Origin of the sequence: Caballeronia arationis (assembly GCF_001544975.2) — a bacterium.
GTDB classification, from domain to species: Bacteria; Pseudomonadota; Gammaproteobacteria; order Burkholderiales; family Burkholderiaceae; genus Caballeronia; species Caballeronia arationis.
This window is the reverse complement of record NZ_FCOG02000044.1, coordinates 1-25,595: the sequence shown is the minus strand read 5'-3', so window position 1 is coordinate 25,595 and position 25,595 is coordinate 1. Positions and strand designations below refer to the sequence as shown.

The window sequence follows — 25,595 nt, the reverse complement described above, 5'->3', positions numbered from 1 at the left end:
GAAGGGCCGCGCCCGGGCGGGATCGAAACGTTGCGCCAGTGCCCTGCGGAAAACCCGTCATGCGCTGCCGTTCGACGTCGTGCGTACGCTTCAAACCCGACAGGCGGGCAATCGGGTCTGCCGCAGCCACAGCAAAGCCGTCGCAACGCGGCATTTAAATGTCCAAAATGACGATATGGGGCGTTAAGGTAGTTTGCGTCTGAAACGCCGAATAGCCCCCATCGACGACCGTCGTGCGAAAACCCTCAAGCACCAGTGCAGCAGCGAGCGCCTCTGCCTGAGCACCATCGTCGTCGACGATCAGTGCCGCGATGGGCGGAGTGACGCCCTGAAACGATCGAACGCTCCACAGTCCCGGAATAGGTGAACGGCCGCGCTCCATGTTGGTACTTTGGGCTTTCTCCGGTCACGCCAATGGCTATGCCTTGCCTATGTTAATCCGGGCTGCAGCAGGCGTAACGCGCAGTTTCTGCAGCACATTATCGGAGTCGCTGAATGCGGCTTCTTCGCTCGGAAACGCTTCGTGCAATTGATAGAGAAGCTACGGCCCGTGCCCGGCGGGCTGCCGTTAATCGCCGCCCATGCCCACCCTCCGAGCTGCCGCTCTATCACACTCGGGAAAGCAGCAGGCGCAAAGCGACGCGCAACGTGATGCGAAAAGCGTCGGCCAGCTGTCCGACAATGCGCCGGGCATCACCGGCATCGCACGCAATCATGCCGATGATCGCCTCGCCCAAGGATTCTCGTTGGATGACGTCGTCGCCGAATTTCGTGCGCTGCGGGCGAGCGTGATCCGGCACTGGCTGACTGTACCGTCTGTGGACGCGATCGCGCGCCTCAGTGAACTGGTGCGGTTCGACGAGGCGGTAGATCAGGCGCTAGCCGAGTCAATTGCCCGCTACTCGGCTGGCTTCGCCCGCGTGCGCGAACTGTTTGCCGGCATCCTCGCGCATGATTTAAAAACGCCACCGGGCGCGATCGCCACGTCGGCCCAATACTTATTGCGAGTCGAGAATTCGCCAGCCCCAGCGCTGCGCGTGGCGGCAAACATTCAGCGCAACAGCGCCCGGATGCAACGCATCGTCAAGATCTGATGGACTTCACGCGCATCCGGCTTGGAGGCTTGTTACCGGTCAACATTCAGGCCGCCCGTCTTGTCGCGTCGCTGCCGCGCGCGCCTTCGCAGCCGAGCTGAGTGGGGCCATGGACGACGCGGATGACGCGGATGACGCTGCGTTACTCCTCGAAACGCTTGGTTCCTAGCAGTGAACGCTCGCCGCGGATAATTAACGCTCGGGCAGGAGGGGCAGTCCATGGACGCGCGCTTCAATTTTCATCATGCAAAGCTTTCCGATCTCAGCCAACTTGAATCGCTGATTGCGGCGCCCTATCCCGCCTCGTCGCGCACCCGAAGCGCACGCTTCAACCTGGCGCGCCACGCCGCACTCTCTCTACCGAAGCAAGCACGTAATCGACCTTTTTCAACTCCGCGCGCATCTCGTCGATGAGCCATTGCGCGACGTGCCGGACCGAAGCCGACGGCTCATGCGTGCGGCATTCGAGCACGTAGTTATAACCCGTCTCCACCACTCGTTTCGACGCGGGGACCACCGTGCCCATATTGAGCGGCGCCGCTATCGCAAGCAGCCAGCCGAGCAGCACGCCATGCCCGAGCATCGCGGCCTGCAATGCCAGGCCCGGATCGGAATAGCTTACATGCTTCGACGAAGCGCGATTCGCCAATTGCGCGAGCTCGAAATAGTCAGGCCATGCGTGCGTGGTCGGTTCGAGGTGGATAAGCGTGTGACCGCCCGCCTGACGCGGCGCGTCGAGAGGGCCGTATTGCGCGAGATAACCGGGGCTGCACACGGCGATGATCACCTCCGGGCAGAAACAGAACGCCTCGTGCTCGGAGCCGGGCTTATGCAAACGAATGCCAAGATCCGCGCCATCCAGCGGCCCGTACAGGCGGCTCGTCATCACTTGCAAGCGCAGATTCACCGCAGGAAACGCTTCGTGAAAGCGCTCGTGGCGCGGCAGCAGCCATTGCGACGCGAAGCCGCTCGAGATGGAGAGCGTCACCGTCTCGCCCTGTTCCTGGTGGCTCTTGAGTTCTTCGATTGTGTCGCTGACCTCGCCGAAGCCCGAGGCCACCGCGACTTGCAACTTTGCGCCTTCGTCGGTCAGCACAAGCCCGGTTTTCGTGCGCGCGAAGAGCTTGAAGCCGAGCGCGTCTTCGAGACGCGTGACCATACGGCTCACCGCGACCGGCGTGACGTTCAGTTCAGCGGCCGCGCGCGTGAGACTGAGATGCCGCGCGGCGGCCTCGAAAACGAGGAGTGCCTGCAGCGAAGGAAGTCGAAGACCCATCTACTAACACCATGTTATCGGCGGTGACGAACATGTAAATTGACGCGCCTTAACGTCAATCCTACCTTGTCGGCAGACCCATCCAGAGAGTCCCCGACATGACACAGCGTAACCCGGATGACGCACGGACAGCCGCTTCATCCGATCCCCTGCTGAGGCCCCTGACGCTCAAACACCTCGTGCTGAAGAATCGTGTAATGAGCACCAGCCACGCGAGCCGCCTCATCCAGAGCGAATTCCCGCAGGAAGTCTACCAGCGCTATCACGAGGAAAAAGCCCGGGGTGGCATCGGGCTCACGATGTTCGGCGGTTCATCGAACGTGAGCATCGACAGCCCCAACACTTTCCAGCAGATCAACATGGGAGTCGACGAAGTCGTGCCGCACCTACAGCGCTTTTCCGAGCGCGTGCACGCCCACGGCGCCGCACTGATGTGCCAGATCACCCACCTCGGCCGCCGCGGCGATCCTTACGCCGAACCGTGGCTGCCGATGCTCGCGCCGTCGGCCCGTCGCGAAACGCTGCATCGCGCAATTCCGCAGGCAATGACCGGAAGCGACATCAGGCGCATCGTTAGCGATTTCGGACGCGCCGCGCGCCGCTGTCTCGAGGGTGGTCTTGACGGGCTGGAAACGCACGCCGGCGGCCATCTGATCGGTCAGTTCCTCGATCCGACCGTCAACCAGCGCACCGACCGCTACGGCGGCTCGACTGCCAACCGGTGCCGCTTTGCGATCGAAGTGCACGAGGCGATCCGCAAGGAAGTGGGCAACGCGTTTCCCGTCGGCCTGCGCTTCGCGCTCGAGGACGGCTGCGGCTTCGAGGAAAGCCTGGAGATGGCGCGCATTTTGCAAAGAAGCGAACTTCTCGACTTCTTCAATGTCGTCTACGGCCGGATGGACACGAAGATGTCGCTGATCGTCAACAGCATGCCGGGTATGTTCATGCCTTCGGCACCGTGGCTCTCCAAGGCTGCAGCGTTTCGGCGCGCCGTGCAGCTCCCGGTTTTTCACGCCGCCAAGATCGCCGATCTCGCGACTGCGCGCTATGCGATCGGCGAGGGCCTCATCGACATGGTCGGCATGACGCGCGCTCACATCGCTGAGCCGCATCTCGTGCGGCTGATCGAGGCAGGCCGCGAGGACGCCGCGCGCCCCTGCGTGGGCGGTTCGCATTGCCGTAACACGAAGGCGACCTGCATCCACAATCCGGCGACCGCGCGCGAGACTTTCCTGCCGCACACCATCGCCCCGGCCGTCGATCCGCGCCAGGTGCTGGTCGTCGGCGCGGGGCCGGCGGGCCTGGAAGCGGCACGCGTCGCTGCAAGCCGCGGTCACCGCGTCACCCTGCTGGAAGCGGCGGACTGTGCGGGCGGGCAAGTGTTGCTCGCGGCGTCGGGAAGCTGGCGCAGGAACCTGATCGGCATCATCGACTGGCGGCTTGCCGAACTGGAGCGCCTGGGCGTCGAGGTGCGATACAACCATTACGTCGAACTCGAAGACCTGCTCGAACGGCGCCCCGACGTGGTGATCATGGCGACGGGCGGCGTCCCTGACCTCGACGCGTTGCCGGGCGGCGAGTGGTGCCGCTCGGTGGTTGATGCGTTGTCGGACACGCCGCCTAAAACCGGACGCGTGCTCGTCTACGACGGTACTGGCCGCCACAATGCCTATCTGTGCGCAGAGCGCTTTGTCTCGGCCGGCCTCGATGTGCGCCTCGCCATTCTCGACGCCTTGCCCGCACAGGAGGCCGGCGGCAAGGGCGACGACGCTGTGTGGATGCGCAACCTCGAAAATTGGAAGGTGCCGGTGCGAGCAAATCTCGAACTCGTCGAAGTCCGGCGCGGCGACGCGGGCGTCTTGCGCGCGGTCTTCCGGCATCAATTAACCGATGAACTCGTCGAAATGGAGGCAGAACAGATCGTGGTCGAACGCGGGACGATCGCCGTGGACGATCTCTTCGAAGCAGCCCGTGCGCAATCGCTGAACGACGGTCAACTCGATCTCGCCGCCTTCGCGCGCGGTGCCGCGCAGCCGGTCTTGCAGGCAGCGAACGGCGATGCCTGGTTCCACCTCTACCGCATCGGCGACGCCGTGGCGTCGCGCGACATTCATACGGCCATCTACGATGCCTATCGTCTTTGCGTCGCGATGTAGGCCGACGCGCTCTCCGACCGACCATCACTCAAAGGACAGACCATGACCAAGCCGCTCGACGCGCATTGCCCCGACCTCGAACGCAGGCGGGCTGCGTCGGCGACGCCCGCCGCAGCCAAGCCGCGTCAGGGTGGCGTGATGCGGGTCGCGACGGCGAACCAATCGCTCTCGGATTCGCTCGACCCGGCCAAGGCCTCGCACACCGCCGACTACTCGCGCATGTTCATCTTCTACAGCGGCCTGACCGAGTTCGACAGTGCGTTCAAGGTGCAGAACGCGCTCGCCGAAGCCTTCGACACCAGCGATCACAAGCTGTGGACCGTCAAGCTCCGCCCGGGCGTGCATTTCCACGACGGCAAGCCGCTCACGGCGGACGACGTCGTTTTCTCGTTGTCGCGCCACAAGGATCCGGCAACGGCGTCGAAAGCCAAGTCGATCGCCGACGCAATCGATTCGATCAAGGCGACCGGGCCGCTGCAAGTCGAGATCGTGCTCAACGCGCCGAACGTCGATCTGCCCGCGTTGCTTGCCGTGCCGCATTTCGTGATTGTCGCCGCAGGCACGAATGACTTCTCCAAGGGCAACGGCACGGGCCCGTTCGTCTGCAAGGAGTTCACGCCAGCCGGCCGCTGTGTCGGCACGCGCAATCCGAACTTCTGGAAGCCGGGGCTACCTTATCTCGACGAAGTGCAGCTCGTCGGGATCGTCGATGATGCGGCGCGTCTCAATGCCCTGCTCGCGGGCGACGTCCAGCTTGTCTCGCCCGTGCCTGCCCGAGACGTCGAGCGGCTCAAGCGCGCCGGCAGCTTCGGCGTGCTGGAGAGTCAGTCGGGCCTGTACACTGACCTGATCCTGCGACAGGACGCGACGCCTACCGGTAACCCGGAGTTCGTACAAGCGATCAAGTACCTTCATGATCGGGAGCGCATCCAGAAGACGCTGTTGCGCGGTTACGCAAGCATCGGCAACGACCACCCGGTTCCCGCGTGGCATCCGTATTACCTTGCGGGACTGCCGCAGCGCACCTACGACCCTGACCGCGCCAGGTCGCTCATCAAAAAGGCGAATTTGTCGGCTTCGGCGGCGGAGATTGTGGTGCCGCCGTCGATCGAATCCGCGCTCGATTCCGCGCTGATGGTGCAGCAGGCTGCGCTGCAGACGGACCTGCAGCTCGGCGTGCGCCGCGTGCCGGCGGACGGCTACTGGTCGACGCACTGGATGAAGCATCCAATGACCTACGGATCGATCCTGCCACGGCCGACGCTCGACTTGCTCTATACGCAATTCTTCAAGTCGGATTCGGTCTGGAACGAATCGGGATGGAAGAATGCGCAGTTCGACCAGCTATTACTACAAGCGCGTCAGGAAAAGGATGAAACCCGACGCAAGCAGATGTATGGCGACATGCAGACCATCGTCTACGAAAAAGGCAGCATCATCATTCCGGCCTTCATCAATTTCATCGATGCGCACAGCACTCACGTAAAAGGGTTGGTGGGAACACCGTCGGGGCGTTTGATGGGCTACCGCTTCGCGGAATTTGCTTGGCTCGATGCGGGCTGAGCGACTAGTACCGGCTGGTGCGCGTTCGTATGCAGCCTTTCGGACAACTAGCGCGAGCTCAGCCGGTCCTCAACTGTCCGCAAGCATGCGTTCTGTACGCTTCCCACGCAGGACGCAATTTCAGACTGGGCATAGCCGGTAATTCGGCAAAAGAAGGCCCGCCGAGACAGAGGCAGGGCGGGCGAACCATCACGTCGAGGAGAACGCGAAGGAGACTCACTATGTTTTAGTGGCAGCGACCCCAAAATGCAAGACCTATGGGGCCGATAACTGTCAAATCACTGACTAAAGATGTCGTCGCCCCGATTAGTGCACCGTCGAGTCAGCCGTCATTAATGCGAGTTCCCCCGTGACTGGACTTCGCTGCCGATCCGCATTTCCAAATCCATGCCCGCGATCATCCTGGCGATCGTCTCCTGCCCTTCGTCCGTATCGCTAAACCAGTCCGCGAGCGCCGCTGCCGGGACAACGTTTTCATCCGCCACGCGATCGAACGCAACGACGTCCAGGCCGCGCGTCACAACGATAAAGGTTTCGGCGCCAGCACCGGCCTCCGAATCAACATAAACAAAGTAGCGTCGATGCGGGTTCACGATGAAAAATCCGTCGATCATGCCTCTCAACTTATTCCCTTTCACGCGCCCGTCTCCTCGGTTCGGCTGAAAACGGCAGCACGCCGGCCCATGTTTATCGGCACAAGTGGCGCGAACTTTATGGTCGGCAGGTCAGGGCAGCTGCCGCACGCCCGTCTGGGCGGCCCGGTCGTTTGGAATTTCGTCGATTAGCAGGCGACGAACACGCGGACCTGCGCGTTCATGGGCGCCGTGCCGTCGTTATGCAACGTCAGCGCGGCCACGGGGCGCTCGGCGGAGAGGTCCAGGCGGATGGGCGAGACCTGCAGGGCGGCCGCATCGGCGAACCGGGCGGGCACGAGCGCGATCAACCCCGCGGTCAAAACGATCGCTGCACGAGGTAAAAGCTTGCCGGCGAGCCGTCGAGCGTCTCGTTGGAACCGCGCACGGGCGCGCTCGGGCCCCCAGCACGCATATTGCGAGAGCAGCTAAAACTGAGCAATGAAGGAAAATGACGATGCACCGCGTCTTCGCACGCAAGAAAAAACCGCCGCGCGAGCGCCTGAACTGGCTGCTCGTTGCCATCGCATCGGGCAGGTACGGCCACAAGGTCACGACCACAACCCCGACATTCCTCGCTGACTATGTCGCGGCCGTAAATGGGACGATCACGGCAAGTGAAAGCGGGCCGCGCTGCACGACGCTGGGTCAAGACCTCGCGGAGCTCGTCGCGCGCGGCCACCTGACCCGTGAAAGAGCCAAGTCACATGACCGAGGAGCTACGTCGGCCTTCCACTATGGATTGACCTCGGCCGGCGAGACACATGCGGCTATCGCTGCGCAAGAAAAAGACTACATCTAAGTCGCCTGCCGCCGCGCGCGACCAAAGGACGCCGGTAGCTGGTCGATTGATGGATTCCCGGGGACGCCAAAAAAAACCCGCCGCAGCGCTTACCCGGCGGGCAATTCGCACGCTCAGAATGCGCGAGGAAACCGCTTACCGTTTTAGGAAAGATGATCCGCAAATCAAGGCATATCGGTTCCCGAGGGCGAGTGCGTCCGCTCCGGTTTCGTGAGTCGAGCTCAGCCAAATCGGCACACCCAGCGAGACTGCGGTCACTTCGCGACGAGTGTGCTGATGGTAATCGAGCAAAACGGACGCAATATTCGTTAGGGCGATTCGCTCCTCGATTGCCTAATAACTTATCGATCTGCTTCTTAATGCCTTCTGTTGCGTTCGCTCGTGAAATGATGGGACGCGCTCTTTCGCGCTAGCCGAGGCGGGCGAATCGCAAAAACATTTGCCGAAAGTAAAAATTATAGTTTGGAAGAAAGCTCGCCTTAAAAGTCGGCAAATGTTGCATGTCGTTTTTGAAACTCTGTTGTTTTTCCCTTTTTAAATCAGGAAGAAGCGATTTAACGTTTGCGCCGTAGCGTGATTTTTTGTACAAATGCATAATCTCGATTAGATAATAAAATATGAAGAGAGAGGGCGATGACCGGGGAATTACGCGACCTATGGTATCTAGGTCATGAAATGCCAACCAACTTGCAAACCGCACTAGAAGCGCGTCGATGGTCCATCGACATGGTTCGACTCAACAGCCGTTGCGATTTCCCCAGCCGATCTGAGCAAGCCGGGGCGGGCATAGTTGATTTTTCAGGCGTTCGACTTCCGCAGGATTTGCCTGTTGTCGAACAGTGGCTCGCCAACTCGCGCCTGGGATGGGTGGCAGTTGGCTTTCCGGATCAGCTCAACGACGCCATGGTGCGCCGGCTGATCCGCAACTACTGCTTCGATTATGTAACGCTACCGATCGCCAACGAGCGAATCGTCGATGCTGTCGGCCATGCGCACGGCATGGTGTCGTTACACGATGAGGCCTCAGACGGCAAGCGAGCGGACGGGGAAAACGATACAGCAGGAATGGTCGGCTCTTGTGAGGCGATGCTCGGCCTCTTCCGCTTAATCCGAAAAGTCGCGATGACCGATGCGCCCGTTTTTATTTCAGGCGAGTCGGGAACCGGCAAGGAACTGACCGCCGCCGCAATTCACGAACGCTCGACGCGGCGCGATCAGCCGTTCGTTGCGATCAACTGCGGCGCGATTCCGGCGCATCTGCTGCAATCGGAACTATTCGGCTACGAGCGCGGTGCTTTCACCGGCGCGAACCAGCGCAAGATCGGGCGAGTTGAGGCAGCCAATGGCGGTACCCTCTTTCTCGACGAAATCGGAGACTTGCCGCTCGAGAGCCAGGCGAGCCTGCTGCGCTTCCTCCAGGAACGCAAGATCGAACGCCTCGGCGGCCATGGCTCCGCGCCGGTCGACGTTCGTATCATTTCTGCGACCCACGTCGACATGCAGACGGCAATGATCGAAGGCCGCTTCCGCGCCGACCTATATCACCGCCTATGTGTGTTGCAAGTCAATGAGCCGCCGCTCAGAGAGCGCGGCAGGGACATAGAGTTGCTCGCCAAGCACATGCTCGAGCGCTTCAAGACGGACGCGCGCCGGCGGCTGCGCGGCTTCTCCCCGTGCGCAATCGCCGCTCTCCACACCTATGGATGGCCCGGCAACGTGCGTGAACTAATTAACCGCGTGCGCCGAGCGATCGTGATGTCTGACGGGCGTCAGATTACCGCTCGCGATCTGGAACTCGAGGAACACGTCGAGGTTGCGCCGATGACACTTGCGCAAGCGCGTGAAGTGGCGGAACGGCAAGCGATCCAAATGGCTCTACTGCGTCACCGCGGCCGTCTCGGGGAGGCAGCGCACGAGCTTGGCATCTCGCGCGTGACACTCTACCGCTTGCTGAGCGCACATGGACTGCGCTCTGAAACGCTGGATGATCGGGGTGCCCTTTCATCCTCAGCGTGTTCGGCAGCTTGAAACACGCGGATGAGTAATGACAGTCGGGTGGATCTACGACCCGTGTGGGGTAGCCGACCAACTAGCGGGTCGGGCAATGTTCAAAAGAAACTGTAAGCAAGAACAAAAGACACGATGACTTTCGATTACGGGAATGAACGATTCGCGATTCAGGTTTTTTCAGTCGACGGTAACTGGGCCTGGGCGTACTGGATCAGCGGGCTTGATTACTATCGGGAAAGCAATCCTTGCTTCTCGTCGAGCGAAAGCGCGTTCAACTACGGAAAGCGGGACGCCGAGGAGCATATCGGAACTCGGGCGGGTAAAGCGCACTCAGATCGTCGCTGTCCAAGGACATATCGAACAGTCGCGCGACATCTGGCATCGTCAAATCAATCGCACGCGTGTTCCCCAGCGGCGAAGCGACTAGCGTGAATCCTGCGTCGGTTGCCTCCCAGTTTCCTGAAGTTAGCGCCCATTTCTTGTTTGTATTCTGCATTTCTTGCATGTCTCTCGTCACCGAGCGGGATCGCGGCCGCTGACCCTGGTGATCGGCGACCGGTTCATCTTTAACTGCAAGATCCTGAGCGAAACGGGGCCTTGGGGCAGCAGCGATGCGTGGCGCGCAAAATAAAGCCCGCCGAAGCGGGCTCTACCTATCTCGCCAATGCTAATTTCAGGAGCAGTAGCCGCCATTGTGATGCGAGCCAGTGCCTCCGTGCGGATGTTCGCCCTTGGGGCAAGCTTGGGCAGCGCTAGCAACACACAGCATGGCGATTACAACCGCGACGATCTTTTTCACGAAGTCTCCTGATTGTCTTTCGTCGGCACGGTCGCACCGACGGTCACAACGTGACCTCTAGCTTTACGGCCTGATCGTCTTTTACTTGAGGCGCCGGCACTATGCTTCGGCCCGGCGATTCACTCACAGCAGCACGGCTTGCTGCAACAACTTCAGCGCTTTTAACTCGTCCAATCGGCCGGTGCGGGCTTTGCCTGCCAGCGTCTTGATCAACGCCTCCGCGATCGGTTCGATACCTTCAAGACTGCTCAGGCTCGTTGCAGACGTGAAAGGATGCGGCATCGGCTGTAGCTCTGAAACTGCAGCGACCGAGACTTGCTCAGGCGCTATCCCAAGCAAGGCGTCGGTCTCTCCATGTGAAGGGCGTGCAGGCCCTTTGGCGGAATCGCGTGCTTGATCTTGCAGGTTGACGAAACTCGCGTCGCCGACCGTACTCGCCGCCGGAAAATGCGGGCTGCCATCATCGGCCGTACTCACTGGAGCGTGCCGTGCGGGAACGGATTCGATATCACCTTGCGCTACCGCTCGCTCCTCTGCTGCGAGCCCACGCGTTCCCTGTTCTTGGAGCGCACGACCGCGGGGAGAAGGAAGCAGCAAACGAGACACCGCTTCTGGAATATCTGCTTCCGAACGCGGAGTATCCAACCACCCGTTTGGCAAACCTAGGCGTTCCGTAAAACGATGCGCTTCGGCGTCGTCCATGCGCTTCTTGCCGTGCAGCCGATGGGCCATGTTGGAGCCGGTGAGCCCCATGACCGAGCCAAGCTTCACTTTCGATCCGTTGCGGGTGGTAAGCACGTGGAGGTTTTCGCGCCTGATATTTTGAATGGCCGCATTATCTAATGCCATCGATGGATGTGATCGCGTATTTGGAGAAGTCTTTACTTTCATTGGCGCGTCTTTTACCGAGGTACGAGCGATTGGCTTCCCAGCCGCATCGCGACTGTCCCGGACGAGCTTCGATGAGCCGCCAGATGCTTTCTTTTGCATTTCTGATTTCTCCGGAACACGATCCTCAAGAAACGGCCGGTCGCTCGCTCTTGAGGCGGGAGCCGGCTCGATCGTTTCACCTACCGCTACCGCTTCCGCTTCCGCGTCCGTTTGAACGAAGTCTAATGGTGATCTCAAGCGAGCGATGGTTTCAGCCGCGAGCACAGGATTAGGCTGATCAAAAAAGCCGTGAGGCAACCCGAGCGTGGTTTCCATGTGAAAGGCCGTCTCGGGCGTGAACCGCTCACCTTTCATCAGTTCAGTCACTCGCGCCAGATTCGAATCCAGCCCGAGGGCGATGTTTTCTGCGCCCACCGCTTCGACAAGTAACTGGAACGAACGGGTCTTGAAAATTGAAGCGGTCTGAGTTGTGTCTCGAGTAGGCGACCCCTTCACATAGGGTTGGCGATGTCGATTCGGCGACGATTTCTTGATGGCGCTCGATTGGCGCTGACCGCTGTCTCGAGACCCTGAATATCGCCCGCGCGCTTGACTCATAAGTAGGGTTCCTACGATAAAGGACACTGTAGTTAATTATAGACGAGGCGGTGTTGAGACTAGTGCGGCCAAAAACTGGACAGCAGTCGGCAGGGTCTGTTCGGGCTACCCTCACCAGCGCCATACCGGGACAGTCGACCCACACGTGTCTCAACCTTCCGAAAGCGGCACGCTGTGATCGTCGACGGGATTTCCAACAAACCGCAAACTATGCGAAAACAGTAATACGGTTTGCTGCGTTTTTGAGCGCATATCGAATCTTGTTGCATGTCAACAACATAGTAGGCCGTCTAGAATGTTATCAACATGCTTGTCCACTGAGATTGTGGATAACTTTGTTGACGAGCGTGCCAGTTGCGGCAACCCATCGACCTCGACCAGCACGTTCCCCATCTGCGACAACGACGTCTTTGCGGAAACGAGGTTGTCCTGAAGCCTGCTAGGCGCATCATGTAGCGTCGGCGTGGCGCCGCCCGCCTACTTGCGCGATTCGTACCCTGCATGCGAGTTCGCGCGCTACGCGTGGGTCGCACAGGGCTGATAATTCGACCTTTGTGCGCACTTCCGATAACACTGTCTTCGCTTAGATTGATCCTTCGATTTGCTCGTAGTCCCGGACGGCTGCGCATTTGCTCCCAGATGCGGTATAGCTGCGCGGTAATGTCCGCTTATCCGGACGCGTTTTATGGGATTGACGCATGAACAAGCGGACTGATGGATGCAGTCGCCGGTCCACCGTGGATACCTGATGAAATCGGGGTGCATCGTTTGACGCGATCTTTCGCAGTCACACACGCGGTGGCCTGAGGAGACGGTGCGCCACTGATTCGGTTCGGTTCGTTTTCGACGGGCTGGCGCAGAAAGGGGCAGGCACAATCCGTCAACCGGGGAAGTCATTACCATTTCATCGTCAAAGTCGTCACGTTCACGGCGGATGAGGCATTTGAGGACGCCGTCAACACATGACACGTCGTCGGTCATGAGGTTAAATTTGCGGTTCGTAAATTTTCGGGAGTGTGGCGAGAAGGCGCATGAGTTCGAAGCGTAGCAGAAGGGGTGGATCACGCGCCCGTCAAACTCTCACAAAGACATGCTCCTCCCGATCGACCAGGCGTTCGCGCGGGAGCGGTCCTTGTCTTACCATCTCGCCCTTGCTGCATCCCGCGATGGGCAGGGAAGTGGCTATCTTTTCAACGAGCTGATTCGCGTCGCCTACACGGCCTGGTTTCTCCAGCAAGCTGGTTACGGCGACGCGCCGGTAGAATGCTATAAGAAGGCTGAATACGCTGTCGAGTCAGCGCTTGAGCATGCGGACAGGTCCAATGTATGGATTCTGGCCAAGGACACCATTCCGGCTTTCGAGACGTTGCTCGCGCTGCATGATGCGCAATTGGCCGCTGCGCCCTACCACAAGGTGTTGGAGGCTGAACAACGGCTTCTGCGTTTTCTCGCCGGAACCGCACCCTCGCCAATTCCTGAGCCGGATCGCAACGGCTCTTAAAACCGATGACGTCGCGCAGTCGCAACGTAATTGCGCCTATCTGTGCGGTTAAAGCTCCATCGCTAGGTCGACGGGGAACTCGACATCGACGATTGCCTTTGCGACGACTAAAGCGCCTCCTCGCCGACTGCTTCCTAAAATACGAATGCAAAGCGTCGCGAAGGTCGACACATCTCGAAAGATGCCCGCCGTTTGACAGCGCCTGACTCTGCGGAGGGGCTGCTTGAATGTCGATGGATTCTGCCAATTCTCGGTTGCCCTCATTCTCACATCGACTCTCGTTATCAATGTTATCGGCGTCGCTCCCCTCTTTAGCATCGACTTGACAACGCTGCAACCCCCGACCGCCTTGGTGGAATGCGAACTATCGTTGGGCAAATTCGTAAGAATTTTGATAGGTATCTCCGGGACTGTTGTATTTCTCGGTAAGCGCAGAAGACAAGCTTGCTTGTAACCATATGTAACACTGATATGTATGGACCGTGTCAAGTGCCAAAGGCAGATCTCCGAAGCTTGACGGGTCAAGGGCGGGCGTGAGCCCGGCGTAGCGAACCCTTGACGCGACGTAGGCTTTCCATGCTATGCATTGGATCGTGAGCGCGGGACTTGCGTGCTCACGATCATCCGAGACCGGCTTCTTTGACGGTCTTCAACAACAGGATGCTTGGGCCAGGACGAGGCGGTTATCCGACGGTTGAACATTCTGATATGCGCGGGTTGGTTACCGCATGACAAACGAAACGTCGGGGAGCTGCCTCAATCTAGATTCGAGGGTTATGCTGTTTCCAGTTGCCTCCTAGTGTTACAACGAGGGTTCTCCCACCGTTGCCTGGTCCTGGCCCAAACATCCTGTTGCGTGCTCGATCTTCTCATGCCGGCTAAGCTCGGCTGAGGGGGATGACGTGTTGCCCGATAGCCCAGATAAAGCCGACGAGTTCGCGCGCAATAGCGGTACAGACCTGGTTCTTGAGCTTGCCCCGTGCCATCAAGTTTCGAAACCGCTGACACAGCCGCTTTTGCGCCGACCAGGCGATCTCTTGGACCTCGGGGGGCGTACGTTCTGCGCGCCGCTGCAGGATCGCGGTCTTTCGCGCGGCATGACGATACGTCCACGCGGCTTCGATGAGTACCCGCCGGACGTGGCCGTTGCCGGTCTTGGTGATGCCGCCGCGACGCTCGCGCTTGCCGCTGGAGTGTTCGCTAGGCACCAAGCCAAGATACGCCATCAGTTGCGGCGCGCCGGAAAACCGTGCGAGATCACCGAGTTCCGCTACCACCGTTACAGCCGCGAGCAGACCGATGCCGCGCAGCGCCATCAACGCCTCGATAACCGGCCAAACTGCGTTCGCGTGCGCGGCCGTCTCGACTTCGCGGTCGAGGCTGGCCACGCGCCCGCCACAGGCCTGAACTGTGTCGATATACTCCTGCAGCACGATCTGTTGCTCCGGCCGGGCGAACTTGATGCCCTCCAGCCAGCGCCAGTGCGCTTGCGTCCACCTTGAGCGGCCCGTGTAGCGATGGCCGTGGCGCGACAGAAACGACAACAGCCGTTGCTTGGCCTGGCGTTGCAGATGCTTCATGTCCTCACGCGCACGGGTCAGATCGCGCAACGCCTCCTGTGACTCGTCCGGAATCCACACGGGGCTCAACTCGCCAGCGCGGTGCAGGCGCGCCAGACTTAGGGCATCGCGTCGGTCGGTCTTCACGCGTTCGCCCGGCTTCTTCGGAATCAGCGACGGCGCCACGACTTGGCAGTCCAGCTTGAGTTGCCGCAACTGTCGGCAAATCGTGTACCCGCAGGGGCCGGCTTCGTAGCAAAACGCCAGCCGTCCCGTGCCGCGCTTGAGCTGTCCCACCACTTTCGCAATCGCCTCGGGCGTGTTCACTATCTCGCCCATATACCGCACCTCGCCAGCCGTGTCGGCGACCGCCACGGCAATCGTTTCCTGATGTACATCCAGGCCCACGTACTTGCTAAACTTGTTCATGACCTGCCCCCTCAATGCGGCTCTGAGCCGCGGCGTAACCTACCTCAAGCTTAATCCGCGTACCTTGAGGTGCGGCAGGTCCATACATGATGTCTAGACTATCGAAAAATCATTACAAGCGGCCTTCCGGGGAAAATGAAAAACGTCTTTGTCATTGGCGCGGCGAGTGCGATGCTCGCGGCTTGCGCAACCGTATCTACGCCTCCGCAAATCAAAGAGGCGCCAGTCGCACGAGCACAACAACAGGCCGCGCAGGTCGCGAACTCGGTAGTCGACGAGAAGGCTGTCAAGCGAAAAGTCGCGATTGGCCGCTTTAGCAACGAAACCCGCTACGGGCGCACGTTCGTCACCGACGCCAATCTCGACCCGCTCGGAAAACAAGCAAGCGACATCCTCGCGAGCCGTTTGGTCGCGTCCAAGCAGTTTCTCGTATTCGAACGTTCGGACATCGCTAAGGTCGCTGCAGAACAGTCCCTCTCAAAGGATGCAGGTCTGATCGGTGTCGACGCTCTTATTCTCGGTTCAGTAACTGAATTTGGACGGAGCACGACCGGAAAGTCGGGTTTCCTAAGCGCAACCAAGGTCCAGAATGCCCACGCCAAAGTCGAACTTCGACTGGTCGACGTAAAGACGGGGTATGTCTTCTTCTCGGCATCTGGAACGGGTGAAGCTTCGACGGAATCCGGAGAAGTTGCAGGGTTTGGCAGTCGCGCAGACTACGACGGCTCGCTCAACGACAAGGCAATTTCCGCTGCAATCTCTGACGTCATCGGCCGAACGATGACGAAGCTCAAGGAACGTCCCTGGAAGTCGGACATCCTGAAAGCAGACGGCTCAACCATATATCTCAGTGGTGGCGCGCTCCAAGGCATCAAACCGGGCGCGAACCTCTATGTTTACAAGGCGGGCGAGTCGATCCAAAGCGGACAGACAGGCTTCACCATCGCCCTGCCCCCCACTCCTGTAGCCACTATTCGCGTCACGTCCAACTTCGGCGACAGCGAAGTGAACGAAGGCTCGGTGGCCCTCGTGACCAGTGGGTCCGTCACGAAGGATAAGTCTCTTTTCGTAGCGGAGTAACTTCAAAATGATTCGTTCTCTGTGCGTGGCAACGCTCGTCGTTGCTTTCGCGGGCTGCGCTATGCCTCACAGTCAGGTCGTTTCGGGCAGTTCGCGCCCGACTCTCAGTCTTGTAGGCGCGCCCAACGGCAGTGAGCTTGTTCTTGACGGGCAGCTTATCGGGCCGGCGAGCCAATTTGACGGAGTAAGTGGAGTGATGTCCATCGAAGAAGGCCCACATTCCGTCGAAGTTCGTCAAGGCTCTGCTGTCCTAGCGAGAAAGAAGATTCTGGCAGCGAGCGGAGAAGCCGTTGCCATCGATGTTATGAGCGGAGGACAACAATAATGAAGGTATGGAAGCTTGCAATGGGGCTCGCGGCGGTCAGCATGACAGCCGCATGCGCGCCTCAGACGAAGTACACGTGGGGCAACTACGAATCGTCGCTGTATCAGCACTATAAGACGCCGGGTGACACGGCGGCATTCGCTCAGCATCTGGCCGACACAATCAGCTCAGCAGAATCTTCCGGCAAAAAGGTCCCGCCGGGTGTGTACGCTGAGTATGGTCAAGTCCTGCTGGAGTCTGGAGATTCTAAGCAAGCAGCGGTATTTTTCGAGAAGGAAAAGGCTGCATGGCCTGAATCGACAGTCTTCATGACGACCATGATTCGCGTTGCCTCAGGCACTACGAAGGAGGCAAAGCAATGAGCACAATGGCCCGTCTCATGAAGCTTGCATTTGCGGCAGCGTCCGTCACTGGAATTGTTGCGTGCGCCCCTGTGCCCGTGCACGCTGACTACAGCGCTTTCCGACATTCTGACCCCCACTCGATTCTGGTCGTTCCGGTTGTAAATCGAAGCGTTGACGTGGACGCCCCCGACTACTTTCTGTCGACGATCAGCAAACCGCTGGCCGAGCGTGGCTACTACGTATTTCCTGTCAATCTGACAAAGCGAGTCATGGAAGACGACGGTCTTGGCGATGCGGACCTCGTTCACGCCAACGATCCCACGGTCCTCGGCAAGATGTTCGGTGCAGATTCGATCATGTACATCACGATCAATCGCTGGGACGCTCAGTATGCGGTGCTGGCGACTTCTGTGACGGTGGACCTAAGTTATGCGCTTAAGAGCGGTACCACAGGCGAAACTTTGTGGACCCACAAACAGACCATGGTGTACTCGCCGCAAGCCTCGACGGCTGGCAATCCCCTTGCGGCATTGATTGCCGCGGCAATCACGGCAGCAATCGCAAAAGCAAAGCCGAACTACGTCCCTCTCGCACAGCAGGCGAATGCGATTTCGGTCTACAAGGCGGGCCAGGGTCTACCGGCGGGTCCATACGATGGGCAGTACAAAAGCGACGGCGCGACCTTCTAGTTTCACATCGAAAACTGTCTCCGGAGGTTTGCTCCGGAAACCATCTAGACTTCAAGTGCGTTTCAGCACACCAGCGGCGGTCGCACGAACGACTGAATGTTCGTCTCTGTGCCAGCATGCCCGTTGGGTGGCATCACCCTTTTCGGCCTTAGCTGACCTTCGCCTATCGCCACACATACGGCAGCTGTAGATCGATCCTCCGCCGTTCGCAGCGCCGCTAAAGCGAATGGCTGATCTTGATGCCGCCGGTGCGAACCATCGCATATGGTGCCTTGAAATTCGAGGCATTTTTTTAGCACTAAGTTGAATTCGTCTCTGCACAGCAAAATTACGCAGCGAGGGGCATCCAGATCTAGTGGGGCCCCTCTGCGCTAGGAAGCTAAACGAATCTCGCGGAACGCCTCTCCAAGCTGGAGCGCGGCACTTCGTCGGTCACCCATATCAACCAACATGTCGAGAATTCGCAGAAACTTCTGTGCGAGGCCAAGCCTCATCGGCGCATCGCGATGTGCGAAGTGCTGCACAAGTTCGGCGATGCGCGCTGGAATGAATGTCCCATGCCATCCCTTCAGGCGGTCTGGCCCGTCGCTTATTACCGCAAGCATCTGGTCTGCAAACAGCTCGGCGGGGTAGTTTGTCTTTGCTCGCTCGCACAACGTCAAAAACGGGGTCATTACGGAGGCGGCCCATCCACCAGCGCGAATGAAACGGTCAATCAGGGGCAGAATGCGACCAATCTCTGACCAATTTCCATTGACATAGCGAGCGGCCAAATCCGCGTGCTCGACCGCGACAAACATCAACGTGCCAACGAGTTTCGGCTGATCGAAGCCCGAAAATTCTCCGCTTCGGAAGGCGTCGCGATCGAACGTTGGGTCGACGAGAAATCGACCAAGACACAGATCGAGCATCGTGACTGCATCAGTTGGAACAACCGGGGCATCGTACACATAGGCGCAGATGTAGGTGCTCGCGAATGGAGAAAGGAGAGCCCAGCAATTGTCGCCCTCGAGCCGTAATATCGGGTCAAGAAAGCGGACCTGATAGTCGCAGAGCGGGAGCAGCCCGGCTACTCGTCCGAGGCTCGACCCAAGCGCGCGAGTCCATTCAAAGATCTGCGACGAAGAACGATCTCGGCGTCCTGGCCTTACCCAGGGCGGTGCATTCTTACGGTTGGTCCAATCGAGAATTCCAGCAAGGAAATCGAGTAGCGCATTCCTTGCCCCGCTGCGCAGGATCTCGTCGAATGGGATGCGCTTCAGGATTTCTGCGGCCTGCTTTGAGTACCAGAAAATATCAGGCTCCCCCCAAAACTCGTTTGCATCTGCCACATCATCTTCGTTGTACTCGTCATGGTTTCGATAGCGTTGTCGGCCCTTGCTGGGTTCGACTCTCACCCACGCGGGAGGTGGCAACGGAAGGGGCGACCAATCGTTGCCAGTCTCATAGAACGCGAGTGCCGCGCCAAGCGCCCCCTCCGCCTCGCTTACCGAATGCAGCGCGTCACCGTGTTGACGAAGCTGATCCTGAGGCCGCGGTAAAACGTGGCAGAGCGAAAATGACAAAATTAGCGCAGTCCAGGTCAGCTTGGGGTCCTTGGACCAAAGATTGAAGACTTCTTCGAGCGCGGCTAACGAGACGATTTCAAGTGGATGTGCAATCAGACTAAGAAGGTCGCGAGGCGTGCTATCCACCGATGTGCCTTCGCGAAAATCTGCTGCAAGACCTCGCGCAACGTAGATCGCTTGGTGCCACGGGATAACAGAGCCAGACGACCACCTTGATCCAGGTATTTCTGGCAGACGGATTGCACGAGCTAGAACTTCACGAGCCCACTCAAGATCTACATCGGTGCGCCCTTTCCGGAAGCTGAGTACGACGGCGGCTGTAGCAGCGACCGCTCCTCGGCGCATGCCCAAACTCCCGTCGTCATTTTCATTGCTGGAATGCTCGAACAAGTCGCGGGCGTCAGTTTCTCTTGCCAATGTGATGGCTGCCTCAACTGTGAAAGTGGCGCCCAGCGTCTTCTCTTCGAAATATTTGGATGCCCACGTCCAGAGTGATGTCTGCCTGAGATACTTCGATGCCTCTTCGGCCCGAGCAACGTTTTCAGGCTTCGCGGCGGTAGGGCTGACGTGAACAATTGCAATCTCGTCAGAATTCTCTTTCGTGCGGTATGCCTGATAGTTCTCCAGATCCGCCATCTCGGCGTATTCGAGAGCTTCGGCTGCGAGATGCTCCTGAGCCTCCGAAATATTGCGATGCTCTTCGTACTGGTAGGGCAGATTGTTCTTAAAGTTGAGAATCGCTTCGCGGGCCTGGTCGCAAAGCGGTGCGGTCGTGAAGATGAACCTTGGTACCATCCAACTAAGCTGTGCTTTACGGATCGGTCGGGCATTTGCTGCGCGGATCGCCACAACATGGGGCCCGTCGGTCTCACGCGTAAAACCGATCAAGTTTGCAATCGACGAGAGGTCCTGCACCATTCGATTGTGGTCTGCCGTCAACAAGCGCTGTGAGGTGATTAGCGGCAATGTGGCCTCGGACACCGTCTCGGTGTGGAGCGCGAGCATCACTGCGACACCCAGGATGGCAATGCACTCGTTCCCCTCAACTATTTGCTGTATCAGCTCGTCAACGGACCGGTCGCGTGCAAGCTCGGCGAAGCACCACTCCTCCAGCGCCATAAAGCCGCAGCCGATAGCCTTCGGCGCCCAAATCGACCGAAACCAAAGATACTCCCGGTCGGTACCCCAGAATTTTTGGGTACCCCAAGGGAAAGTAAGTTCGAGCGGTATAGGGCTGCCGCCACGTTCACGCGAGTGACGATGCAACTGTCGCCATGCGGCCATAGCATGATTGCAGAGTTCCCGAAGGAGCCGCAGTGCCTCACCGGGCGATGCCTGGAAGAGAGAGTGAAAGGGCTCTCGGAGCGGCGATGGTGGCGAGAAACTTTGGTAGTCGTCTTGAATTGAGAGTCTATCCCAGTCGTGGTAGCTGAAGTTACCGATGGTTCGCAGCGAAAAACCAACCGAAAGTGCGCTTTGCTCTCGACGCGTGCGCTCTGATTCCGGTTCTGCCAAAACAGATTCGCGCCACTTGGCTGCGGCATGACGCTCCCGCTTTTCGCGGACAACCTGCTCGTCAGGTAACTCCTTTCGCAGGAACATCAGCGATAGGTCGACAACCGACTGAGGAAGCGATTGGGCCAGGGTGGGCGTGTAGGCGATGATGTCATGGAAGTCATCGTCGTTGATGCGCTCGGAGTTGGTGACACGTTGCAAGTAGCCAGCCGCAAGGGTGGGCTCGGCCTTGGACGATCTCATGAGAAGTCGGCCAAGCGATTTTCCGAAATCGCCCAAGTCGGGAACCTTGTTCCAGTATGCAGAGTTTTCGTCAGGCCCATCAGCAGCGCGAATTGCACCAATAGTGGCGAGCCAGGCGGCACATTGTTGCAGTAGTGCGCGAGATGTCGGGTTGCTAATGCCAGCTAGAGCGTTCTGCCAAACCTCAAAGATCGCGACGATCTCGGGATAGAGTCTCTGCGGAATGTCTGAAATGCGCCGGAGGACAAAGTTGATAAGGCGGCGCCACGCGGCGAAGTCAGAAGGCCAACCGAGGAGATCAGCGACCCGTTGAAGTTGCTCCAGTGGGAGCGCACCCGCGAGGATGTTCACGTTCGGCGAGGTCTTTTCGGCCTGAAACCAGACGAGCGTTTTCCTGAAAAGTCGGAAGTCATCGGCAAGAACGGCAGTCGCGAACTGGCCTTCGTCAACTTCAAACCTCACCGTGCCAAGCGGCCCGACCAACCAAGCTCGCAGCCATTGTGACCTCAGATCCGAACTTTCAGTTTGCGTGAGATATGCCCGCCAGTCGGTACCCTGCGCGTACTCCCACTGCGAGACGAGTTCGACAACGCGAGCGACCGCTGGCGGTTCGCCGCCCGCCCTGATCTCTTCCATCCATTGCGCTCCGCGATCGGCCAGGACATGGAAGAAGGCCCATTCAAAAAAGATATCGTGCGCAAATCGGACCGAGATACCTTCGCGAGCATTCTGAAGTATGCCGTCCGCGCGAAGGTCATCGATGTGTGCGACCGAGGTAAGCTGACTAAGGCGAATCGGTTGGCTAAGCTGGCGGGCGCGAACGCATGCCAGGTCAAGCAGGGCGCGTTGGCGTTCAATTGCGCTTCGCCCGGTCTCGTTGTATCCGCCTCGCCGCCACCAATTCCCGATCAGATCCACCTCTGATTGCGGGGCGAACGTCGGCTCGCTCGGGGCAGCAATGTAGCTTTGATTCAGCACCTTGGCAAAAAATGGGCGCCGGACGATCTCTCGCACTTGGGGCGCCCCAAACAGAAGTGGCCTCAGATGTGGCTTGGCGATTGCGAGAGTCTCGGCTTCCTCGTTATTCAATTGATCAACGCCAAGCGTCTCAACTTTCAATACATCAAGAAAGTCACCCAACCAATTGCGAAGCACCTCTATGCCGGTATCGCGAAGAGAGACGATGACCCGCCAGTGATCGAGCAGCGGTGACTCTACGATCGTGCGGATGACGTCGACGACGACTGCCTGGTGCTCTTTCTCAATGCGATCGATCGCATCAATGAAGAAAGTCGGAGTGCCGGCGGCTCCGACCTCCGCAAGAAGTAGCTCCAACGGAGCATCCGAAAGACCATGCGAGGCCGCGTAGCTGATCCAGTTGGTGCCTTCCAGCTGTTCAGCTTTGAGAAAGAGGATCGGCCCGCGCTCTAGCGCGTGGAGTACTGCACGCTTCACCAAGACGGATTTTCCGCTGCCCGGAAGACCTCGGATCTGGACAACTCGAGCAGCAGTAAGCTTCGCGTTCAGACTCTCAAGTAGCGAGGTTCGATCAAGCCTTGTTCCGCCAACATCGTCAGGAATGAGGCTGGCATAGCTCTTTGCGACCTCCATCAACTTCTCGAGATCGCGGCGAAACGAGGTCGCGCCGAGCAAGCGCGCGACAGATGCAATCGAGCGCACAAGTCGCGCACGATCAAACTGACCTGACTTGCCTGCCGACGAACGGGCAAGCTGAACGACGCGCGACCAGACAAGAGGAGCCTTGGCCGCATCGTCGGGCACGAGGCAATTTCGGATCCGATTGATGGCGTCAGGGGGATCGGTAGCGCCTTCGCGAAGGAAGTCAAATTGGACGAGTACGAAGTGCGCAACGAATTGATGCACTTCTTCGCGTGTGCACGGGGCACCCTTCGCTTCTTCTAGTAGAACAGTGACATCTTCCTTTACCGCTTTGATGTCGGCACCGGCGCTACCACCCGTTGCAAAGCGCGCGTCAAAGTGGTCAGCCGTTAGGCTTTCGCGTGCCCAATCACAAAGCGTCTTTAGCGCTCGTTCTTTAGCAGGCGCAACCGTACCTACTGCGACTCCGTAGCGGTCCGCATTGATGCGGAAATCATACTTTCTGAGCGTGGCCCAACTGTCGCGAATGATGTCGCGAAAATCAATGTTCGTGTCCGCCTTACTGATAGTGAGCGATCGCTTCACTTGGAGGCTAAGGCGCGCAACGCCCTTCGTGGCGTCCTCGAAATCAACAATCACATCATCGAGAGGTTCGCCGAAATCGCGCTGCTGAACCGATACTCGGACAACGGTTCGATCGTCAATGCCCGGCGCATATGCCTCGGCTAGCAACGCGGCCAGATAGAACGCAGCCGCGTCGCCTTCAAAGGTAAAGCCCTCGCCTCCGGCGAGTTCGGGTGATTGCGTCATCGATAGATTGAAGGATTCGTTGAGTAGGTGCCAGCCGCAGAGCCGACTAATGGATTATCGTCAATTATGCGCTGAATTTGTGCCGCGTAAGACACAACACTCACTTCAAGCTGCAGGCGAGAGATGAGCCCGTCCTATACAGTTGGGAGGCTGACGAAGCAAAGTAGAATCAGCGGCCGTCGAGCCGTGAAGGCTCAACGTCCGTTCACGTTCCTAGACACTGACGTTCGACAGCAGTTAACGCGAACGACAGCAAAGAGGCGCGTTGCAGCCGAATTGCGGCTGAACGTCGAACGTCGGCTAAGGCCGATAAGCAGTCTGCAAAGGCTCGGATGTTTCGGCATTTGCAAAGTCACCCGGACGTAACAACGCTTCAACGATATTACTGGGCGCCCTTCGTTTCTCGTTCGATTAACAACGCGTCAAACGCTTCGCGAGCGTCTTTCAATTCCTGCATCGCAGCGGCAAACCGCGCCAACTCAAGCGTGGTCGGGGCATGTGAGGCGCCGTCTGAAAAATGGGCCTCAAGCGCAATCGAGGCAGCCTGCACTTCACGCGCGGCATCCGCGACACGTTCAAGCGCCCGCGCCTCGCTTGATTTATCGCTCTTCGTCATCGTCCGTCCGGATCCTACCGTTCGAAGTCCTGTGACGTGAGTTTAATCACCTCGGTCGCCAAGCGACGGGCCTTGCGTTCAGCCATTGCGACAATCCTATTTTGACCATCCGAAAACGCATGAAGGAGGTGAGCCTCATCAGCATGCCGTCCGAGCCAGAAGTGATCCTCGAGCGCCTCACGACTAATAGAACACGCGAGTCTTTTTCCACGCATCTCGACCTCAAACTCGACAGCATTCCCGTCGCGGGAGATCGTCGCCAACGGCTTAACGTTCGTATCCACATCACACCTGTGCTCTTTCTATAAAAATCGGCGGCTGCGTAAGCGCTAGCGGTTTAGCGCTTGGCGTCAGAAATCTGTTTGCGCTGACAGCCGCCGGATCCCACCGTGTGCGACTTCGCTGCCAGCTCGTTCCTCTATTCTGCTGCCGTCAAAGCAGCACACAGGGTCATCATTTTCTGCACAACGGTGCTCGCATGGTTCAGACCCATCTCGCCCGTAAAGAGGGCTTGGACATCCGATTGCCGAACCGTAATTCCCGCGCTACGCAAATCGCGCCGGGCAACCCGCAACGCCAACTGCCCTATTTTGACGCGTTCGAGCCAGTGCATCACGACCGCATGCCGGGCAAGCCAGATGCGACAGCTTTCGACGACGTGATCCGCGCGCCACTCGTGCGTGAGCGAACGCGACGCCGCGGCCGTCGCTACCAGGAAACACAGTAACTCGGCGCGTGAGCCCGGCCGATCATCGATCTCGTGTTCAGCCATCCCTGTTCTCTCCTACATTCTCGCTCGGACGTCCCACGTTGCTTGCGGACGAGGCGCGCGTTTTCATCGCCGCTGACCACGTATTGTTGCCAAACCCACTGCCCGTCACACGTTCTGCGATAGTGCGTGTGAATGACGCTCTTGACAGCGACGCCGGTTGAAATCATTCGCTGACTTTATCCTCGCTTTTCCTCTTTTGTACGTGGCCCTGAACACCGAAAAACTTGTCTATTCGCCCGCGGCGGCTCCCGCCAACTGATTTACCTGAGGCTTGGAGGCAGTCAAAGCGAGCGTTGCGTCGATGCGCATCGGTACAAGGATATCCATTCGATCGCCTGCCGGCGACTTATAAGGGGCAATTCACTGTTCGCGTTTTCGATGTAAAGTACTGTACATCCATACAGTCATTCACGCTATGTCCGCCCTGCCGAAACACGTCGAGTCGATCCACCCCGCGCTGTGGCGCGGGTCGCAGCTCGCGCGTGCCTATGGCAAGACGGTCGACACAGGCTACGCGGCCCTGTCGGCGGAGCTTCCAGGTGGCGGCTGGCCGCTCGGGTCGCTCGTCGAATTGCTGGTGCAGCAGCCCGGCGTGGGTGAGCTTCGCCTGTTGCGCCCGGCGCTCGGCGAACTCAGCCGCCGGCCGGTTGCGCTACTGCAAGCACCCCACGTGCCCAATTCGCTCGCGTTCTCCTATCTGGGAT

20 protein-coding genes are annotated in these 25,595 nt (G+C 58.9%); 10 read left to right on the top strand and 10 right to left on the bottom strand.

Annotated features, from left to right (window positions below; all coding sequences use genetic code 11):
* Positions 1 to 154: 154 nt before the first annotated feature.
* Positions 155 to 382 carry a response regulator gene (locus AWB81_RS23640; protein ID WP_062638980.1) on the bottom strand — a complete coding sequence of 76 codons (228 nt, stop codon included), beginning with the start codon at positions 380 to 382 and terminating at the stop codon, positions 155 to 157.
* 199 nt (positions 383 to 581) lie between these two features.
* Between AWB81_RS23640 and AWB81_RS23635 the strand changes: the two genes are divergently transcribed.
* The gene (locus tag AWB81_RS23635) at positions 582 to 1,094 is read left to right on the top strand and encodes an RsbRD N-terminal domain-containing protein (protein ID WP_062638979.1); all 513 of its coding nucleotides are present in this window, start codon (positions 582 to 584) and stop codon (positions 1,092 to 1,094) included.
* 328 nt (positions 1,095 to 1,422) lie between these two features.
* Here the strand turns inward: AWB81_RS23635 and AWB81_RS23630 are convergent, their stop codons facing one another.
* Positions 1,423 to 2,370, bottom strand: a complete 948-nt coding sequence (locus tag AWB81_RS23630; RefSeq protein WP_062638978.1) for a LysR substrate-binding domain-containing protein — start codon at positions 2,368 to 2,370, stop codon at positions 1,423 to 1,425.
* 98 nt (positions 2,371 to 2,468) lie between these two features.
* Between AWB81_RS23630 and AWB81_RS23625 the strand changes: the two genes are divergently transcribed.
* Together AWB81_RS23625 and AWB81_RS23620 are read left to right on the top strand one after the other, a co-directional pair.
* The gene (locus AWB81_RS23625) at positions 2,469 to 4,526 is read left to right on the top strand and encodes an oxidoreductase (protein WP_062638977.1); all 2,058 of its coding nucleotides are present in this window, start codon (positions 2,469 to 2,471) and stop codon (positions 4,524 to 4,526) included.
* A 42-nt stretch (positions 4,527 to 4,568) separates the two neighbouring features.
* Positions 4,569 to 6,089, top strand: coding sequence for an ABC transporter substrate-binding protein (locus AWB81_RS23620; protein ID WP_062638976.1), 1,521 nt, complete (start codon positions 4,569 to 4,571; stop codon positions 6,087 to 6,089).
* A 332-nt stretch (positions 6,090 to 6,421) separates the two neighbouring features.
* Here the strand turns inward: AWB81_RS23620 and AWB81_RS23615 are convergent, their stop codons facing one another.
* Together AWB81_RS23615 and AWB81_RS44225 are read right to left on the bottom strand one after the other, a co-directional pair.
* Positions 6,422 to 6,727: a hypothetical protein gene (locus AWB81_RS23615; protein ID WP_144444172.1), complete on the bottom strand. Its 306-nt coding sequence runs from the start codon at positions 6,725 to 6,727 to the stop codon at positions 6,422 to 6,424.
* A 143-nt stretch (positions 6,728 to 6,870) separates the two neighbouring features.
* Positions 6,871 to 7,032 carry a fimbrial biogenesis chaperone gene (locus tag AWB81_RS44225; protein ID WP_200822540.1) on the bottom strand — a complete coding sequence of 54 codons (162 nt, stop codon included), beginning with the start codon at positions 7,030 to 7,032 and terminating at the stop codon, positions 6,871 to 6,873.
* A 146-nt stretch (positions 7,033 to 7,178) separates the two neighbouring features.
* On the opposite strand from AWB81_RS44225, the gene AWB81_RS23610 reads away from it, so the two are divergent.
* Together AWB81_RS23610 and AWB81_RS23605 are read left to right on the top strand one after the other, a co-directional pair.
* Positions 7,179 to 7,523, top strand: a complete 345-nt coding sequence (locus tag AWB81_RS23610; protein WP_062638974.1) for a hypothetical protein — start codon at positions 7,179 to 7,181, stop codon at positions 7,521 to 7,523.
* A gap of 633 nt (positions 7,524 to 8,156) precedes the next feature.
* Entirely contained in the window at positions 8,157 to 9,551 is a 1,395-nt protein-coding gene (locus tag AWB81_RS23605; RefSeq protein WP_062638973.1) for a sigma-54 dependent transcriptional regulator, read from the top strand.
* 904 nt (positions 9,552 to 10,455) lie between these two features.
* Here AWB81_RS23605 and AWB81_RS23600 read toward each other — a convergent pair.
* On the bottom strand, positions 10,456 to 11,820 hold the full coding sequence (locus AWB81_RS23600) for a hypothetical protein (RefSeq protein ID WP_062638972.1): 1,365 nt from the start codon (positions 11,818 to 11,820) through the stop codon (positions 10,456 to 10,458).
* A 1,132-nt stretch (positions 11,821 to 12,952) separates the two neighbouring features.
* On the opposite strand from AWB81_RS23600, the gene AWB81_RS23595 reads away from it, so the two are divergent.
* Complete coding sequence (locus AWB81_RS23595) at positions 12,953 to 13,321, top strand: hypothetical protein (protein ID WP_235025886.1); 369 nt, start codon at positions 12,953 to 12,955, stop codon at positions 13,319 to 13,321.
* Between the two features lie 878 nt (positions 13,322 to 14,199).
* Here the strand turns inward: AWB81_RS23595 and AWB81_RS23590 are convergent.
* On the bottom strand, positions 14,200 to 15,309 hold the full coding sequence (locus tag AWB81_RS23590) for an IS110 family RNA-guided transposase (RefSeq protein WP_062638971.1): 1,110 nt from the start codon (positions 15,307 to 15,309) through the stop codon (positions 14,200 to 14,202).
* Between the two features lie 135 nt (positions 15,310 to 15,444).
* Here AWB81_RS23590 and AWB81_RS23585 point away from each other — a divergent pair, with 135 nt between their 5' ends.
* The 3 genes from AWB81_RS23585 (at position 15,445) to AWB81_RS23575 (ending at position 17,747) form a co-directional block, all read left to right on the top strand.
* The gene (locus AWB81_RS23585; protein WP_062638970.1) at positions 15,445 to 16,389 is read left to right on the top strand and encodes a CsgG/HfaB family protein; all 945 of its coding nucleotides are present in this window, start codon (positions 15,445 to 15,447) and stop codon (positions 16,387 to 16,389) included.
* Positions 16,390 to 16,713: 324 nt separating this feature from the next.
* Positions 16,714 to 17,076, top strand: coding sequence for a DUF4810 domain-containing protein (locus AWB81_RS23580; protein WP_062638969.1), 363 nt, complete (start codon positions 16,714 to 16,716; stop codon positions 17,074 to 17,076).
* On the top strand, positions 17,073 to 17,747 hold the full coding sequence (locus tag AWB81_RS23575; RefSeq protein WP_235025885.1) for a DUF799 domain-containing protein: 675 nt from the start codon (positions 17,073 to 17,075) through the stop codon (positions 17,745 to 17,747). Before AWB81_RS23580 ends, AWB81_RS23575 begins: the two co-directional genes overlap by 4 nt.
* A gap of 371 nt (positions 17,748 to 18,118) precedes the next feature.
* Here AWB81_RS23575 and AWB81_RS46930 read toward each other — a convergent pair whose 3' ends face one another.
* From AWB81_RS46930 to AWB81_RS23555, 4 genes are all read right to left on the bottom strand, one after another.
* The gene (locus AWB81_RS46930) at positions 18,119 to 23,503 is read right to left on the bottom strand and encodes an NACHT domain-containing protein (protein ID WP_062638968.1); all 5,385 of its coding nucleotides are present in this window, start codon (positions 23,501 to 23,503) and stop codon (positions 18,119 to 18,121) included.
* A 382-nt stretch (positions 23,504 to 23,885) separates the two neighbouring features.
* Entirely contained in the window at positions 23,886 to 24,119 is a 234-nt protein-coding gene (locus AWB81_RS23565; RefSeq protein ID WP_062638967.1) for a hypothetical protein, read from the bottom strand.
* Between the two features lie 14 nt (positions 24,120 to 24,133).
* On the bottom strand, positions 24,134 to 24,403 hold the full coding sequence (locus AWB81_RS23560) for a DUF1488 family protein (protein ID WP_268811761.1): 270 nt from the start codon (positions 24,401 to 24,403) through the stop codon (positions 24,134 to 24,136).
* A 134-nt stretch (positions 24,404 to 24,537) separates the two neighbouring features.
* Entirely contained in the window at positions 24,538 to 24,891 is a 354-nt protein-coding gene (locus AWB81_RS23555; protein WP_062638965.1) for a hypothetical protein, read from the bottom strand.
* Between the two features lie 415 nt (positions 24,892 to 25,306).
* On the opposite strand from AWB81_RS23555, the gene AWB81_RS23550 reads away from it, so the two are divergent.
* Positions 25,307 to 25,595 (top strand): ImuA family protein (locus AWB81_RS23550; protein ID WP_510183677.1); only part of this gene is annotated, 289 nt, incomplete at its 3' end.

Excerpts from the sequence above, each read along its gene's own strand:
- AWB81_RS23640 (WP_062638980.1), bottom strand. The coding sequence starts at position 382 with ATGGAGCGCGGCCGTTCACCTATTCCGGGACTGTGGAGCGTTCGATCG.
- AWB81_RS23635 (WP_062638979.1), top strand. The coding sequence starts at position 582 with ATGCCCACCCTCCGAGCTGCCGCTCTATCACACTCGGGAAAGCAGCAG.
- AWB81_RS23630 (WP_062638978.1), bottom strand. The coding sequence starts at position 2,370 with ATGGGTCTTCGACTTCCTTCGCTGCAGGCACTCCTCGTTTTCGAGGCC.
- AWB81_RS23625 (WP_062638977.1), top strand. The coding sequence starts at position 2,469 with ATGACACAGCGTAACCCGGATGACGCACGGACAGCCGCTTCATCCGAT.
- AWB81_RS23620 (WP_062638976.1), top strand. The coding sequence starts at position 4,569 with ATGACCAAGCCGCTCGACGCGCATTGCCCCGACCTCGAACGCAGGCGG.
- AWB81_RS23610 (WP_062638974.1), top strand. The coding sequence starts at position 7,179 with ATGCACCGCGTCTTCGCACGCAAGAAAAAACCGCCGCGCGAGCGCCTG.
- AWB81_RS23605 (WP_062638973.1), top strand. The coding sequence starts at position 8,157 with ATGACCGGGGAATTACGCGACCTATGGTATCTAGGTCATGAAATGCCA.
- AWB81_RS23600 (WP_062638972.1), bottom strand. The coding sequence starts at position 11,820 with ATGAGTCAAGCGCGCGGGCGATATTCAGGGTCTCGAGACAGCGGTCAG.
- AWB81_RS23590 (WP_062638971.1), bottom strand. The coding sequence starts at position 15,309 with ATGAACAAGTTTAGCAAGTACGTGGGCCTGGATGTACATCAGGAAACG.
- AWB81_RS23585 (WP_062638970.1), top strand. The coding sequence starts at position 15,445 with ATGAAAAACGTCTTTGTCATTGGCGCGGCGAGTGCGATGCTCGCGGCT.
- AWB81_RS23580 (WP_062638969.1), top strand. The coding sequence starts at position 16,714 with ATGAAGGTATGGAAGCTTGCAATGGGGCTCGCGGCGGTCAGCATGACA.
- AWB81_RS23575 (WP_235025885.1), top strand. The coding sequence starts at position 17,073 with ATGAGCACAATGGCCCGTCTCATGAAGCTTGCATTTGCGGCAGCGTCC.
- AWB81_RS46930 (WP_062638968.1), bottom strand. The coding sequence starts at position 23,503 with ATGACGCAATCACCCGAACTCGCCGGAGGCGAGGGCTTTACCTTTGAA.
- AWB81_RS23565 (WP_062638967.1), bottom strand. The coding sequence starts at position 24,119 with ATGACGAAGAGCGATAAATCAAGCGAGGCGCGGGCGCTTGAACGTGTC.
- AWB81_RS23555 (WP_062638965.1), bottom strand. The coding sequence starts at position 24,891 with ATGGCTGAACACGAGATCGATGATCGGCCGGGCTCACGCGCCGAGTTA.